The following is a 15187-nucleotide window of genomic DNA, read 5'->3' on the forward strand; positions in this document are numbered from 1 at the left end:
CGTGCCCCGTCGTTCGATAAACAAGCGAAGCGGCGCTCCCAACGGATGCACCGCCGTAATTCAAAATTAATCGTCCGGGAATGAATTTCGACTTGATGTCACACCGAGGCAACTTATTTACAACTTGCCTCGGCTCGGCACTCAGGAAAGCGGCTTTTCGCCGTACCAGCGCGGCGTGTAAACCCAATCACCACCGCTGGCACGCGCAAACGTGCAGGTGGTCGAAGAACCAATCAGCACCATGGTGCGCATGTCCACCTGCTCGGGAGTTAATGCGCCAAGTGTCGTGGTGCGCAGGGTCTGTCCCGGACGGCCGATGTCGCGGCCCAACACCACGGGGGTTTCAGCTGAGCGATGCTGCGCGACAATCTCCAGCGCCCGGCCCAATTGCCACGGACGTGCACGGGAGATCGGGTTGTAGAACGCCAAGGCCAGATCCGCTTCAGCAGCCAGATCCAGACGCTTTTCGATGATCGACCACGGCTTGAGGTTGTCCGACAGCGACATCACGCAGAAGTCATGGCCCAGCGGCGCTCCGGCTTGCGCGGCGGTGGCCAGCGAAGCGGAAACGCCCGGAAGGATTTCCAGATCGACGCTGTGCCACGCCGGATCAGCCGATTCGTGCAACGCTTCGAGCACTGCCGCAGCCATGGCGAACACACCCGGGTCGCCCGAGGACACAACGATCACCGAACGCCCCTCGGCGGCCAGTCTGAACGCGTGACGGGCGCGTTGCATTTCTTCGCGGTTATCGGTGCAGTGCTGCACTTGATCGTCGCGAAACGGCCCGGCCATGCGTACGTAGGTTTCGTAACCAAGCACATCGGTGGCGCGCGCCAGTTCGGCTTTCACCGCTGGCACCATCAGTTCGGCAGCGCCGGGGCCGAGGCCGATCACGGCGAGACGGCCGCGTGGCCGGCCAATGCTGGAAACATCCAACGGCTGTTCGGCGACCGCGATTGCCATGCCGTGGCCGGCAATGACGGTTGCCTCAGGCACTGCGACACGTGCCTGCGATTCGATGTCGCTTTGCGCCGCGACAAAGCGCAGCGGTACACCCAATTCAAGCGCCGCTTCACGCAAAAGTGGCGAAGCCATTTGCGTCTCGCTGGCCAACAGACAGGCCAGCGACTGCACGGCGATTTGCGCCTGCTGCAATGCGCTGCGAACGGCACACGGCAGGTCCGCAGTTTCCGCGCTCACCGCCACCGCCACACTGCGTGGATAGATCAGTAACTCATTGGCACTTGCTTCACGCTCGGCACTGCCGACATGAATCGAGCGCTGTGCCTGCGGATCTTCCGGCAGTTGCGCCTGATCCAGCCACGGCGCCGCGCCTTCGATGCGCACGCTGTGGCCGGCCAACAGATCAGAGACAAAACGCTTGCCCAGTTCCAGATCGCCCAGCGCGTAACCACTCGGGGGATTGAGCAGGCACGTACCAAAACGCAACTCGCCGCTGGTGGTGATCGCCGCAGCGACTTGCAGCCCGGCAGCGATGTCCCGCGCCATGACATTCACCCCGCCGAGGCCGCCCAACAGCGGCACCACGGCGCTGCCGTCTTCGGCCACGGCGAGCACGGCAGGTTCGGCGCCCTTCTCCAGCAACAGCGGCGCCAGCGTGCGGATGACGATGCCGGCCGCGCACAGGGCAATGATCGGCGTGTCCTGCTGATACAGCGCGCGCAGGGTCGCGCCGAATTCCTGATAGGTGCAATCGGCGCCTTCGACGCGCCCGGCGAGGCCGTGGATCTGCGCCGCCGGATAGACCTGCTGAATGCGCCGTGCGGTGGCCAGGCTGCCCTGACCGAGAATGACGATGGCTGGCGTAGATTGAGTCATCAGCCTTGCCACCGTTCGCCCGGCACGATGATCAGCGAGAAGTACGGCGACGACATCGGCTCGACCTGATCCATCGGCACGATCTTCTGATTGGCCATGGTTGCGCGCTCGACGTACAGCGCACGCTCGGCCAAGCCGAGTTCTTCCAGCACCTGACGCACCTTGGGGAAGTTGCGCCCCAGCTTCATGATCACCGCCGCGTCGGCATCGGCCAGACGTCGCTTCAGCTCTTCATGGGGCAACACGCCGGAAAGCACCGACAGGCTCTGATTGCGATACACCAGCGGCGCGCCCAGCACCGAAGCGCCGCCGAGCATCGAGCACACGCCCGGCACCACTTGCGCTTCGTAACGGCTGGCGAGGCGATCGTGCAGGTACATGTAGGAGCCGTAGAAGAACGGATCACCTTCACAGATCACCGCGACATCGCGACCGGCATCCAGATGTGCCGCGATGGTTTCGGCAGCCTCATCGTAGAAATCGCTGATGACCTGTTCATACGAGAGCGGAGCCGGCAGCACTTCGGTGGTCACCGGGTACACCAGCGGCAGCAGATTCTGTGCGTCTTGCAGGTGCGCTTCGATGATGCCGAACGCGTTGCCCTTTTTGCCCTTGGCAACGAAGTACGCCACCACCGGCGATTCGCGCAGCAGGCGCAGGGCTTTGACAGTAATCAGTTCCGGATCACCCGGGCCGACGCCCAGACCAATCAAACGTCCTTTGGCCTGCATCATTCGATCTCCGTGGCGAGGGCATTGACGGCGGCGGCGGCCATGGCGCTGCCACCGAGACGGCCTTGCATGATTACGAACGGCACGCCACGGCTGTCGGCGGCCAGGGCGGCTTTCGATTCGGCAGCGCCGACGAAGCCGACCGGGAAACCAAGAATCAATGCCGGTTTCGGTGCCCCGGCGTCGAGCATCTCCAACAGATAGAAGAGTGCGGTCGGTGCGTTGCCGATCACCACTACGCTGCCTTCCAGGTGCGGACGCCAGAGTTCCAGCGCGGCGGCGGAGCGGGTATTGCCCAACTCGCGAGCCAGCTCCGGCACGCTCTCGTCGCGCAAGGTGCAGATCACTTCGTTATTGGCCGGCAGGCGTGCACGGGTCACGCCTTCGGAGACCATCCGCGCATCGCAGAGGATCGGCGCACCGGCGGCCAGCGCATCGCGCCCGGCCTTACCCGCACCTTCGGAGAATTGCAGGCCGTCGACGGCTTCGACCATGCCGCAGGCGTGGATCACCCGCACCGCGAGTTTTTCCAGATCGGCCGGGATGCGCGCCAGATTGGCCTCGCTGCGAATGATCGCGAAGGAGTTGCGATAAATCTCCTGACCGTCGCGGATGTAATCAAGCATCAAGGGGGCTCCGAGAGCGGGTGGCGAGCAGGGTCGCGACCGCTTCAATAGTAAGGTTGCGTGCGTGCAGCGCGCCGAAACCCGGCAGCGTCGCATCGCGAAAATAGAGGTCGTAATGACCGGGATTGACGGCCAGCAACGTCACCGGGGCACAGTGGGCGGCGGCGCACGAGCGCGGGCAACCACTGAGGTGGATGTTGAGGGCAGCAGGCAGCAACGTCGCCAGAAGGCGGGCGTCCTGCTTGGTGTCGGCCAGGCCTTTGCCGCAGCCATTGGAACCGGTGCAGGCGATCAGCCGTGCAAGCGGTTCGCCAGCGCGGGTCAGCAGGCTCAGTCGCTGAAAACCTTCCAGCACTTGGACCGCATCACCTGCGTTGACGTCGGGCAGCAGCAGGCTTTGCCAAGGGGTGAAGCGCAGGCTGCCATTGCCGAACTGGCGGGCCAGTTGCGCCGCCCCGCGCAGCATCACCGGATCAAGACGGCCCAGCGCCGGCACTGCACCGATGTACACCCGCCCCGAGGTATTTTGCGGATGAGCGCCGATGTGCAGATCGTCCGCCACGGCCGCGCGCTGCCAATGGCTGATCGGCTTGATCGGCAAGCGCGTGCTCAGTTGCCCGATAAACGCCGAGAGCGGCAACTCGTCGAGCAAATGGCGCATGCGCGTCTGCTCGGGCCGCGCCAACTCAAGAAACAATTCCAGCACCGCAACCACCAGTGCATGGCCGTGTTCCAGCGCCACTGCGCCGACCGCGCGATCCGTCGGGCATCCGGCCAGACCGAACGCCAACAAGGTTTCACCGTCACACTCGAACGCTGACAACCACAGATCATGGGGATGTTCGAGCATCGCCAGTGCTTCACCGCCATCGAGTTGCACGGCGAACTTGGCGCTCAGCTCGTGGAACCGTGGATGGCTTTGCAAGGTGTCGAGGATCTGCCCGGCGAGGCCTCGAGTGTCGAAATGCATCTGCCGATCAATCCCGGCCGCAGGGCTGAGCATCAGGTTGCGCACATCGTCAGCGGCCGCCGTGCGCGGACCAAGACCGGCGGCAAGCAAGCCTTCGATCAGTGCCGCAGATTGCTGGCCGATCCCACGGATTTGCAGATTGGCGCGGTTGGTCGCCTCGATAGCCCCGCCGAACTGTTCGGCAACGTCGGCCACCGCGTTAGCCTGATCGGCGCTGATCGAACCACCGTTGAGTTTGATCCGACAGATACCGCCGTCCAGTGCCTGGACGATACGCAGCAACCCCGGGCAGGCCGAGGGGCGTAAGGCGGTGGACATCGGGTGTTCGTTCAAGGGGCTGACCGGCTGCGTGGGAAAGGCGCTTCGCGGGCGAAGGCGCGGTATTATGCCTGCTTTGTCCGCTGGCATGAAAAGACTGCCCGTCGGAACGGCGTGTTTAGAGGAATATAGATGTCACCCTGGCTGACGGTAGTGGGAATCGGTGAAGACGGCTTCAAGGGCCTGGGCAAAAACGCCCGGCGTGCCCTACTGGGCGCCTCGCGGATCGTCGGTGGCCAGCGTCAACTGGATTTGCTGCCGGTGTGTATTCGCGGCGAACGGCAATTGTGGCCCAGCCCGTTTGCCCTCGCGCCGGTGCTGGCGCAGCGTGGCGAAGCGGTCTGCGTATTGGCCAGTGGTGATCCGATGTTTTACGGCGTCGGTGCCAGCCTCGCCCGCCAGGTGCCGAGCGAAGAGATGCTGATCCTGCCAGCGCCGTCGTCCTGTTCACTGGCTGCTGCTCGTCTCGGCTGGCCGTTGCAGGAGGTGGTGACGCTGTCGCTGGTGGCGCGACCACTGGCGGCACTCAATGCACAACTGTTCAGTGGCGTGCGTCTGTTGTTGCTAAGCAACGACGGCCAGAGTCCGACTGCTGTTGCGCAATTGCTCCGTGAGCGCGGATTTGGTTCGAGTCGCCTGAGCGTGCTTGAGCACCTTGGCGGTGACGCCGAACGACGCATCGACAGCACCGCCAATGCCTGGAATGCGACGTCGGTGGCCGACCTCAATGTCATCGCTATCGAATGTCTGGCCGACGCCGACGCCCCGCGCCTGTCACGTTTGGCCGGACTGCCGGATTCGGCATTCCAGCACGACGGCCAGTTGACCAAGCGCGACGTACGCGCCATCACCCTCGCCCGTCTCGCCCCGACCCCCGGCGAACTGCTCTGGGATGTCGGCGCCGGCAGCGGTTCGATCGGCATCGAGTGGATGCGCGCGCACCCGAGTTGCCGCGTCTTGGCCATTGAAGCCGACGAAGGTCGCCAGCAATTGATCGAACACAACCGCGATGCGCTGGGTGTGCCCGGTCTGCAGTTGATTCGCGGCAAGGCACCGCAGGCGCTGGCCGGACTGGAGCGCCCGGACGCGATTTTCATCGGCGGCGGCGTGACCCGTGAAGGCGTGTTCGAAACCTGCTGGGAACAGCTCAAACTCGGTGGCCGTCTGGTCGCCAACGCGGTGACCCTGCAAAGCGAAGTGGCCCTGATGAATTGGCGCGAACGTTACGGTGGCGAGCTGACGCGCATCCATGTCGCCCAGGCGCAACCGCTCGGCGAGTTCGATACCTGGCGCCAAGCGTTGCCAATCACTCTGCTCGATCTGGTCAAACCCCTCGATGCGTGACGAAACCGCCGAACAACCCGCGCCCCTGCGCAGCGGCCTGACCACCGGCAGCTGCGCCACCGCCACCAGCCTTGCCGCCGCACGCTTGCTGCTCGGCGGGCTGTCCGCCGATGCAGTGCAGATCGTGTTGCCGAAGGGCAAACAGGTGCAGATGCGCCTGGAGTTCTGTCGTTTGACCGACGACGGCGCCGAGGCCGGGACGATCAAGGATGCCGGTGACGATCCCGACGTGACCCACGGTGCGCTGCTCTACTCGCGGGTGCGGCTGCTGAGTGAGCCGGGAATTCGCTTCAATGCCGGTGCCGGCGTGGGCACCGTGACTCGGCCGGGGCTGGTGCTCGGCGTTGGTGAGCCGGCAATCAACCCGGTGCCGCGCAAGATGATCAGCGATCACCTGAGCCTGCTCGCCGCCGAGACCGGCTACGGCGGCGGCTTCGACGTCACTGTCAATGTCGAGGGCGGCGAAGCGCTGGCGCTGAAAACCATGAATCCACGGCTGGGCATTCTCGGTGGATTATCGATCCTCGGCACCAGCGGCATCGTCCGGCCGTTTTCCTGTGCGGCTTACATCGCTTCGATTCATCAGGGTATCGACGTCGCCAAGACCAACGGGTATCTGCACATCGCCGCCTGCACCGGCAACGCCAGCGAAGACACCATGCGTCGGGTCTACAACCTGCCGGAAATCGCCCTGATCGAAATGGGCGATTTTGTCGGTGCAGTGCTCAAGCATGTGCGCAAAGTGCCTGTGGATAAACTCAGCCTGTGCGGCGGCTTCGGCAAGATCAGCAAACTGGCCGCCGGGCACATGGATCTGCACTCGCGGCATTCGAGTATTGATTTGCCGCAACTGGCGGAGTGGGCGGCGGCGATTGGCGCCGATGCGGCGTTGCAGCAAGGCATTCGCGAGGCCAATACCAGTCAGCAAGCATTGGCCATGGCCAGTGCGGCGGGGATCGCCCTCGGTGATGAAGTCTGCCGCCATGCGCTGAATTTTGCCCGCAGCGTGGTGCCGGCGCAGGTGCAGGTCGAGGTGTTTGCGATTGATCGTCAGGGCGGGATTGTCGGGCAGGCCGGAGGTTTTGCATGAAGCGGATTTTGCTGCTCGGCGGCGTCACGGAAGCGCTGGCAATTGCTCGCACGCTGGGGGCAGAACATATCTATAGCCTCGCCGGGGTTGGCCGGGTGCCGACGGATCTGACTTGTCAGGTGCGCGTCGGTGGCTACGGGGGCGCTGAAGGTCTGGCGCAATTCATTCGTGACGAAGGCATCGATCTGTTGCTCGACGCCACGCATCCCTATGCCGCACAGATCAGCCAGAACGCCGCGACCGCCGCGCGACTGACCGGCATCCCCTGCTGGGCTTTGCGCCGTCCGGCATGGCAGCCGCAACCCGGTGATGACTGGCGCGAAGTCAGCGACTGGGCCGAGTTGATCGCGACCCTCAAGCCGTTTCGCCGACCGCTGTTCACCCTCGGCCGCGAACCGCTGCAACACCTCGATGAAATCCCCGCCGACCAGTTCTGGACCCTGCGCGCCCTCGACGTCTATCCCGGCAACCAACGCTGCGAAGTCATCGGCGCGCGCGGGCCATTTCTGCTGGAGGATGAGCGCGCACTGTTCGAGCGGCGGCAGATCGATGTGTTGATCAGCAAGAACAGCGGCAGCACCGCCACCGAGCCGAAGCTGGAAGTGGCGCGTGAACGTGGGGTGCCGGTGATTGTGTTGAAGCGTCCGGGGTTGCCAGAAGTTGATCGGGAATTTCGATCAGCGTCTGAAGTCCTTGAAGCCCTGACGACGTCAGACTTTTCCTGACTTCGAATTTATTTGCGAATTTACCTGCAATTTTTGAGGACGCAGCCGACTGTTTTTCACTACATCCTCACCCCAATACTTCGGTTCCTTTAATCCCGACAAGCAGACAGCCAAGAAAAGCGGCTTGCCAGCTTGTATCCCAAGGAATACGATCCCGACATGATCGCTTTTGAACGATCCCGCATATTTTCCGAATGGCTCGACTCCTTGAAAGACATCAAAGGGAAAGGCCGAATCATCTCCAGAATTAAAACAGCCGAAAATGGCAACTTCGGTGATTGCGGGTTCATTACGGCCCCGGTTACAGGATGTACTTCACACGCAAAGGCGAAGTGATTTATCTACTGCTGATCGGGGGCGACAAATCGACACAAAAAAGAGATATCAAACGCGCCGTGCAGATGGCTCATAACATCGGAAATGAGGAGTAAATCATGACCGAAGAATTCGCCCGTTTTGACGCCGCCGAGTACCTCAAAACTCCCGAGGACATGGCGGCGTATCTGGATGCCTGTTTTGACGACGATGAAGGCGACGGCGTCCTTATCCGTGCAGCGCTCAATGACATCGCCCGGGCTCAAGGCATGACACAAGTGGCGCGGGATGCAGGTTTGGGCCGCGAAAGTCTTTATAAAGCGCTGAGTAGCACTGGCAATCCCGAATTCGCAACTATCATGAAAGTCATGAAGGCTCTGGGTTTGCGATTGCATGCCGTAACACTGTGAACGCGCTGCGACACCAAACCGCACGACGCTTTTTTACTTATCGGCCCTGATCAGGCTAAATAGCCGCGCCTGATCGCCCACCCAATGGATCTGTCCCATGAACCGACACCGGCTAGCAATTGCCTGGATCGCCTGCTTTGCAGTGCTGTTCAACATGCTCGCCATGCCGATGACCGGGGCGATGGCGCAGGCGGCCAATTCACCGGCCGAACAGTTGCTCTGGAGCAGTTTCTGCACCGGCAGCGGGACCAAGATGGTGGCGATCAACATCGGCGCCACCGATCAAAAGGCCCCGAGCAACGACACTCATTCGAACATGCAGCATTGCTGGTGCTGCTCGGGCTCGGCGCCGTTGGTGGCGTTGCCGGGGCATTCGCCGCAGCTTTACTTCGCCCGTTATGAAAGCAATCGCAGTGTGGCGCCCGCCTCGTTGCAAACACCCACGCCGCGCCAGCAATGGCCGAGTCTCAATCCCCGCGCCTCCCCTCTGGTTTGATTTGTTCGCGCAATTGACCTGCGTTTCAAATCGTTCTGGAGAACTGCCATGTTGAACAAACTCATCGTCGTCGCTGCGCTGCTGTTGCCGGCGTGCTTTGCTCATGCCCACGAATACAAGGTGGGCGAACTTGAGATCGCCCATCCGTGGTCGCAAGAGTTGCCGCCAAATGCGCCGACCGTTGCTGCCTATTTCATCATTCACAACGCCGGCAAGACGGACGATCGCCTGCTCAGCGTCGACTCGCCCATCGCCCCGGAAGCGCAACTGCACGAACACGTCATGCAGGGCGATCTGATGAAGATGCAGCAGGTGCCGAGTGTGGCCATTCCGGCCGGCGGCAACGTGACATTCGCGCCGATGGCCTATCACGTGATGCTGCTCAACCCGACCGATCGCAGCCTGCTCAGCGACGGCAAGCGCTTCCCGCTGACGATGCATTTCGAGAAGGCCGGTGACGTCACCGTCGACGTCTCGGTGCAGAAGAAACCGCCGGAAACCACGCAGGCCCACGCGCACGCCCAGTAAGCCTTCCGGCAGACTCCGCCCATGCGCCCGCAGAGCGCCAGGCCCTCCCGGCAACGCCGTCAGACTCAACACCTGACTCGCGGCAGCTGGATCGCCCTGTTCGCCATGTTGATGATCTTCATCGGCCCACTGATTTCTCAGTCGATGCCGATGGATCAACACGTCTCGACATCGATGCCGATGAGCATGGACATGTCGATGGACATGCCGGGCATGGATCACAGCGGCCATGATGCAAAGCCCAGCGCCGAACACTGCCCACCGCAATCCTCGCACCACGTGTTGTGGGAAAAGTGCGGCTATTGCAGCCTGCTGTTCAATTGCCCGGCACTGACCGGCGGCGGTGATTTCGTCGCCTTCAACATCCCGCCGCTGAACACCTTCACCCCACCCTCCCCACGCCTGGGCCACGCCCGGCAGACCTTCTTCCCCGGCGCCCGCAGCCGCGCCCCACCCATCGCCACGTAAACACGCACCTTTGATTGCACACGGTGGAGAAGACAGCTTCAGGCTGCCGGCCGTGTCGTTTACGACTGTTTGATGGAAATTGTCATGTCCAGGTTTACTGCTGTTCCACGCTTGGGTTCTGCCCCGGCGTCCTTCGCTCTGAACGAATCGCGGGTTCGTTTCAGGCACGCTACCGCCGTCCTTTGCGGCGTTCTGCTGTCCCCGCTGGTGCTGGCCGATGATCACGCCGCGCACAACGAAGAACTCAGCCCGACGGTGATTACCGCAATCGCCCCGAGCTCGCCTCTGACCATCGTCACCAATCCAAAAGATCCACGCCAACCAGTGCCGGCCAGTGACGGCGGCGATTATCTGAAAACCATTCCGGGCTTCGCACTGGTACGCAATGGCGGCACCAACGGCGATCCGGTGCTGCGCGGCATGTTCGGCTCACGCCTGAACATTCTCACCAACGGCAGCATGATGCTCGGTGCCTGCCCGGGCCGGATGGACGCACCGACCTCGTATATCTCGCCAGAAACCTACGACAAACTCACCGTGATCAAAGGCCCGCAAACTGTGCTGTGGGGGCCGGGCGCCTCGGCCGGCACCGTGCTGTTCGACCGTGAGCCAGAGAGCTTCGGCGAACTCGGCACCCGCGTGAACGCAAGCATTCTGGCTGGCTCCCACGGACGTTTTGACAAGGTTGTCGACGCCGCTGCCGGTGGCCCGTTGGGCTACGTGCGAGTAATCGGCAACACCGCGCATTCCGACGACTACCGCGACGGCAACAACGACATCGTCGCCTCGCGCTACGACAAGTGGAACGGCGACATCGCGGTCGGCTGGACCCCGGACGCCGACACCCTGATCGAACTCACCGCCGGCAAGGGCGATGGTGAAGCGCGCTACGCCGGACGCGGCATGGACGGCTCGCAGTTCCTGCGCGAGAGCCTCGGTTTGCGTTTCGAAAAATCCAATATCACGGACGTGCTGGAGAAACTCGAAGCGCAGGTCTACTACAACTACGCCGACCACGTTATGGACAACTACACCCTGCGCACGCCGTCCGGCACCGGCATGATGGCGGGGCCGATGGCGTCCAATGTCGACCGCCGCACCCTCGGCGCGCGGATCAAAGCGACCTGGCGCTGGGCTGATATTCAGTTGATCACCGGCCTCGACGCGCAGACCAACGAGCACCGCCAGCGCAGCGGCATGGGCATCGACACCTACAAGGATCAGCCGTACAGCAAGGACGCCGATTTCCATAACTACGGCGTGTTCAGCGAAATGACCTGGTACGCCGCCGACCGTGATCGCCTGATCACTGGCGCCCGCGTCGACCGCGCTTCGGCCAAGGATTACCGGCAAACCACCGGCTCGGGAATGATGACTCGCCCGAACCCGACCGCCGACGACACCCGTGCCGATACCCTGCCGAGCGGTTTCGTCCGTTACGAGCATGACCTCGCCGACAGCCCGACCACGCTCTATGCAGGCCTCGGCCACGCGCAACGCTTCCCGGATTACTGGGAGCTGTTTTCGCCCAAGTCCGGCCCGGCGGGATCGGTCAACGCGTTCGATTCGATCAAACCGGAGAAGACCACCCAGTTCGACTTCGGCGTGAACTACAAGCGCGCCGACCTCGAAGCCTGGGCCTCGGGTTACATCGGTGTAGTCCGCGATTACATCCTCTTCGACTACTCCCCGGGAATGATGGGCATGAGCACCTCGCGCGCCGAGAACATCGACGCGCGAATCATGGGCGGTGAACTCGGTGCCGCGTACAAACTCACCGATAACTGGAAAGCCGATGCGACCCTGGCCTACGCCTGGGGCAAGAACAGCAGCGACGGCACGGCCCTGCCGCAAATGCCACCACTGGATGCACGCTTCGGTCTGACCTATAGCGAAGACAACTGGAGCGCCGGCGCACTGTGGAGGGTGGTTGCCGCGCAGAACCGTATCGACCAGAACAAGGGCAACGTGGTCGGCAAGGATTACGACAAGAGTTCGGGCTTCGGCGTGTTCTCACTCAACGGTGCCTATCGGATCAACAAGAACTGGAAGGTCAGCAGCGGCGTCGACAACCTGTTCGGCAAAGCTTACGCCGAACACCTGAACCTGGCGGGCAACGCCGGGTTCGGCTACCCGGCCAATGACCCGCAAGCGATCAATGAGCCGGGGCGCACGCTCTGGACCAAGGTCGACATGAGTTTCTAACAAGAAAAGTCAAAAGATCGCAGCCCGCATGTACCCCTGTAGGAGCTGCCGAAGGCTGCGATCTCTTGATCTAGAAAAATTCGCCCAGCGGAGCACACGTGATGAAACAGCCCAAACCGAATTTCTACAACCTGGCCTGGCGTTGGCATTTTTACGCCGGTCTCTTCGTCGCCCCCTTCATGGTGATGCTGGCCCTGACCGGCATCATTTACCTGTTCAAACCGCAACTCGATTCGCTGATGTACAGCAGCCTGCTCAACGTCCCCGCAGGGCATCACACTGTCCCGGCCGATGACCTGCTGCAACGAGTGAAAAGTGCCTATCCGCAAGGCCAGGTCACCCAGTACCTGCCGCCAGTGAACGCCGAACGCAGCGCACAGTTTGTGGTGAAAAACGCCGGCCAGGAACTCAACATCTTCGTCGATCCGTACCACGGCGACATCCTTGGCGAACAGGATGCCAAGCAAAACCTGCAGGCCATTGCCCGGGCGATCCACGGCGAATTGATGATCGGCACCGTCGGTGACCGCCTTATCGAAATGGCCGCCGGTTGGGGCGTGGTGCTGGTGGTGTCCGGCCTGTTCCTGTGGTGGCCGCGCGGTCAGGCCGCGGGGATTCTGTGGCCGCGGTTGAACAGTCGCGGTCGCGTGTTGTGGCGTGACCTGCACGCGGTCACCGGGTTCTGGGGCGCGACCTTGCTGCTGGTGATGTTGCTCAGTGGCATGACCTGGACCGGCTTCTGGGGCAAGCAATACGCGCAGGTGTGGAACGTGTTCCCGGCGGCGATGTGGGACAACGTGCCGACCTCCGACGTCGAGGCTCGAACCCTTAACAGCGCCACCCGCCAGACCGTGCCTTGGGCGATGGAAAACACGCCGATGCCGATGTCCGGCGATCACGCCGAACACATGAACCACGGCGCCACCAACGCTGGCCCCGCAGCACCCGCCATCAGCCTGCAAGACGTGCAAAACATCGCCACCCAGCGCAAAGTCGAGCCGGGCTACAGCATCACCCTGCCGACCACGGCCACCGGCGTGTTCACCATCGCTGTGTTCGCCGATGACCCGCGCAACGATGCGACCCTGCACGTCGATCAATACACCGGCAAAGTGCTCGCCGATGTGCGTTTCGAGCAGTACGGCAGCGTCGCCCGCGCCACGGAAATCGGCGTGATGCTTCACGAAGGCAAAATGTTCGGCACCTTCAACCAGATCGTCGTGCTGCTGATCTGCCTGATGATTCTGCTCAGCGCCGTCAGCGGTGTAGTGATCTGGTGGAAGCGTCGGCCGCAAGGCAAATTGGGTGTGCCGCCGCTGCGTCATGATTTGCCGAAGTGGAAAACCGGCGTGGTGATCATGTTGGCGCTGGCGGTGGTGTTTCCGCTGGTGGGGGCTTCGCTGGTGGTGGTGTGGTTGCTGGATCGATTGCTGCTGGCGCGGATGAACCGACCAACCGGGTCTGCCTCGACTTCTTCCTGAACCCGCACTCGATCTTCTTCAACGCCAATCCCGTGCAGGGTCGCCTGCACGGGATTTTTTTGCGCCCCAATCTGGCGCGGCGGCCTGCACCAACGCGCCATGGACGTTCCTTCGTGGTGCATGCGCCATGCAGTCAACCGCTCTAACACGACATTTTCTTGCCAAAACCCGACCGGGCACAGCCCTTGCAAAACACCCTTCAGTCGTCCGCATCTGCCAACCAAAAAAACTTCAAACGTTCATGGAGATCGCACAATGAAGCGTCGCAGTTTGATCAAGGCTTTCACACTCACGGCATCCATTGCCGCGATGGGCATGACCTGGACTGTCCAGGCCGCCGAGACCATCAAGGTCGGGATTCTGCATTCGTTGTCCGGCACCATGGCGATCTCCGAAACGTCGCTCAAAGACATGGCGCTGATGACCATCGACGAGATCAACGCCAAGGGCGGTGTGAACGGCAAGATGCTTGAGCCGGTGGTGGTCGACCCGGCGTCGAACTGGCCGCTGTTCGCCGAAAAGGGCCGGCAGTTGCTGACCCAGGACAAGGTCGCCGTGGTGTTCGGCTGCTGGACCTCGGTGTCGCGCAAATCGGTATTGCCGGTGTTCGAAGAGCTCAATGGCCTGCTGTTCTATCCGGTGCAATACGAAGGCGAAGAGATGTCGCCGAACGTCTTCTACACCGGCGCCGCGCCAAACCAGCAGGCGATCCCGGCGGTTGAATATCTGATGAGCGAAGAAGGTGGCAGCGCCAAACGCTACTTCCTGCTCGGCACCGACTACGTCTACCCACGCACCACCAACAAGATCCTGCGCTCGTTCCTGCACTCCAAAGGCGTCGCCGACAAAGACATCGAAGAGGTCTACACGCCGTTCGGCCACAGCGACTATCAAACCATCGTCGCCAACATCAAAAAATTCTCCGCCGGTGGCAAGACTGCGGTCATCTCGACCGTCAACGGCGACTCCAACGTGCCGTTCTATAAAGAGCTGGCCAACCAGGGTCTGAAAGCCACCGACGTGCCGGTTGTGGCGTTCTCGGTCGGCGAAGAAGAACTGCGCGGCATCGACACCAAACCGCTGGTGGGCAACCTCGCGGCGTGGAACTACTTCGAGTCGGTGGAGAACCCGCAGAACAAGAAATTCGTCGCTGACTGGAAGGCCTACGCGAAGAAACACAACCTGCCGGGCGCCGACAAAGCCGTGACCAACGACCCGATGGAGGCTACTTACGTCGGCATCCACATGTGGGCGCAAGCAGTTGAAAAAGCCAAATCCACTGACGTCGACAAAGTCCGCGAAGCCCTTGCCGGCCAGACTTTCGCGGCGCCGTCGGGCTACACCTTGACCATGGACAAGACCAATCACCACCTGCACAAACCGGTGATGATCGGCGAGATTCAGGCTGATGGTCAGTTCAACGTGGTGTGGCAGACCGAAGGGCCGATCCGCGCGCAACCGTGGAGCCCGTTCATTCAGGGCAACGACAAGAAGCCGGATTATGCGGTGAAGAGCAACTGAGGCGGATTCAGTTTTTGAGGCGGGCTTTAGATTCCCCCCCCCTCACCCCAGCCCTCTCCCTCAGGGAGAGGGGGAAAGGGAGCCGATCTTCATGCCTTTCAAAGCCTGAGTTCGGCT

At 62.1% G+C, this 15187-nt stretch carries 14 protein-coding genes and 1 pseudogene; 11 read left to right on the top strand and 4 right to left on the bottom strand.

Annotated elements, in window-relative coordinates:
- Positions 1 to 141: 141 nt before the first annotated feature.
- From cobJ to cobG, 4 genes are read right to left on the bottom strand one after another with little or no spacing between them, the layout of a single operon-like run.
- The gene (gene cobJ / locus PMI23_RS19110) at positions 142 to 1842 is read right to left on the bottom strand and encodes a precorrin-3B C(17)-methyltransferase (RefSeq protein ID WP_007914575.1); all 1701 of its coding nucleotides are present in this window, start codon (positions 1840 to 1842) and stop codon (positions 142 to 144) included.
- On the bottom strand, positions 1842 to 2576 hold the full coding sequence (locus tag PMI23_RS19115) for a precorrin-2 C(20)-methyltransferase (protein WP_007914574.1): 735 nt from the start codon (positions 2574 to 2576) through the stop codon (positions 1842 to 1844). Before PMI23_RS19115 ends, cobJ begins: the two co-directional genes overlap by 1 nt.
- Positions 2573 to 3199: a precorrin-8X methylmutase gene (locus tag PMI23_RS19120; RefSeq protein WP_007914573.1), complete on the bottom strand. Its 627-nt coding sequence runs from the start codon at positions 3197 to 3199 to the stop codon at positions 2573 to 2575. Before PMI23_RS19120 ends, PMI23_RS19115 begins: the two co-directional genes overlap by 4 nt.
- Positions 3192 to 4487: a precorrin-3B synthase gene (gene cobG, locus PMI23_RS19125; RefSeq protein ID WP_042704986.1), complete on the bottom strand. Its 1296-nt coding sequence runs from the start codon at positions 4485 to 4487 to the stop codon at positions 3192 to 3194. The genes PMI23_RS19120 and cobG overlap by 8 nt, the downstream gene beginning before the upstream one ends.
- A 132-nt stretch (positions 4488 to 4619) precedes the next feature.
- Here cobG and PMI23_RS19130 point away from each other — a divergent pair, with 132 nt between their 5' ends.
- The 11 genes and pseudogenes from PMI23_RS19130 (at position 4620) to urtA (ending at position 15070) form a co-directional block, all read left to right on the top strand.
- On the top strand, positions 4620 to 5831 hold the full coding sequence (locus PMI23_RS19130; RefSeq protein WP_007914570.1) for a bifunctional cobalt-precorrin-7 (C(5))-methyltransferase/cobalt-precorrin-6B (C(15))-methyltransferase: 1212 nt from the start codon (positions 4620 to 4622) through the stop codon (positions 5829 to 5831).
- On the top strand, positions 5824 to 6921 hold the full coding sequence (locus PMI23_RS19135; protein ID WP_007914569.1) for a cobalt-precorrin-5B (C(1))-methyltransferase: 1098 nt from the start codon (positions 5824 to 5826) through the stop codon (positions 6919 to 6921). Before PMI23_RS19130 ends, PMI23_RS19135 begins: the two co-directional genes overlap by 8 nt.
- Positions 6918 to 7646 carry a cobalt-precorrin-6A reductase gene (locus tag PMI23_RS19140; RefSeq protein ID WP_007914568.1) on the top strand — a complete coding sequence of 243 codons (729 nt, stop codon included), beginning with the start codon at positions 6918 to 6920 and terminating at the stop codon, positions 7644 to 7646. The genes PMI23_RS19135 and PMI23_RS19140 overlap by 4 nt, the downstream gene beginning before the upstream one ends.
- A gap of 159 nt (positions 7647 to 7805) precedes the next feature.
- A pseudogene (locus PMI23_RS19145) lies at positions 7806 to 8077 on the top strand (type II toxin-antitoxin system RelE/ParE family toxin).
- Positions 8078 to 8080: 3 nt separating this feature from the next.
- On the top strand, positions 8081 to 8371 hold the full coding sequence (locus PMI23_RS19150) for an addiction module antidote protein (protein ID WP_007914567.1): 291 nt from the start codon (positions 8081 to 8083) through the stop codon (positions 8369 to 8371).
- 97 nt (positions 8372 to 8468) lie between these two features.
- Positions 8469 to 8867, top strand: a complete 399-nt coding sequence (locus PMI23_RS19155) for a DUF2946 domain-containing protein (RefSeq protein WP_007914565.1) — start codon at positions 8469 to 8471, stop codon at positions 8865 to 8867.
- Positions 8868 to 8915: 48 nt separating this feature from the next.
- On the top strand, positions 8916 to 9395 hold the full coding sequence (locus PMI23_RS19160) for a copper chaperone PCu(A)C (RefSeq protein ID WP_007914562.1): 480 nt from the start codon (positions 8916 to 8918) through the stop codon (positions 9393 to 9395).
- A gap of 21 nt (positions 9396 to 9416) precedes the next feature.
- Complete coding sequence (locus PMI23_RS19165; RefSeq protein WP_007914560.1) at positions 9417 to 9863, top strand: DUF2946 domain-containing protein; 447 nt, start codon at positions 9417 to 9419, stop codon at positions 9861 to 9863.
- An 84-nt stretch (positions 9864 to 9947) separates the two neighbouring features.
- Complete coding sequence (locus tag PMI23_RS19170) at positions 9948 to 12068, top strand: TonB-dependent copper receptor (protein ID WP_007914558.1); 2121 nt, start codon at positions 9948 to 9950, stop codon at positions 12066 to 12068.
- Positions 12069 to 12169: 101 nt separating this feature from the next.
- Positions 12170 to 13549 carry a PepSY-associated TM helix domain-containing protein gene (locus PMI23_RS19175; RefSeq protein ID WP_007914556.1) on the top strand — a complete coding sequence of 460 codons (1380 nt, stop codon included), beginning with the start codon at positions 12170 to 12172 and terminating at the stop codon, positions 13547 to 13549.
- A 255-nt stretch (positions 13550 to 13804) separates the two neighbouring features.
- Positions 13805 to 15070: an urea ABC transporter substrate-binding protein gene (gene urtA, locus PMI23_RS19180; protein WP_007914554.1), complete on the top strand. Its 1266-nt coding sequence runs from the start codon at positions 13805 to 13807 to the stop codon at positions 15068 to 15070.
- Positions 15071 to 15187: the final 117 nt, after the last annotated feature.

This window comes from Pseudomonas sp. GM24 (assembly GCF_000282235.1).
GTDB lineage: Bacteria > Pseudomonadota > Gammaproteobacteria > Pseudomonadales > Pseudomonadaceae > Aquipseudomonas.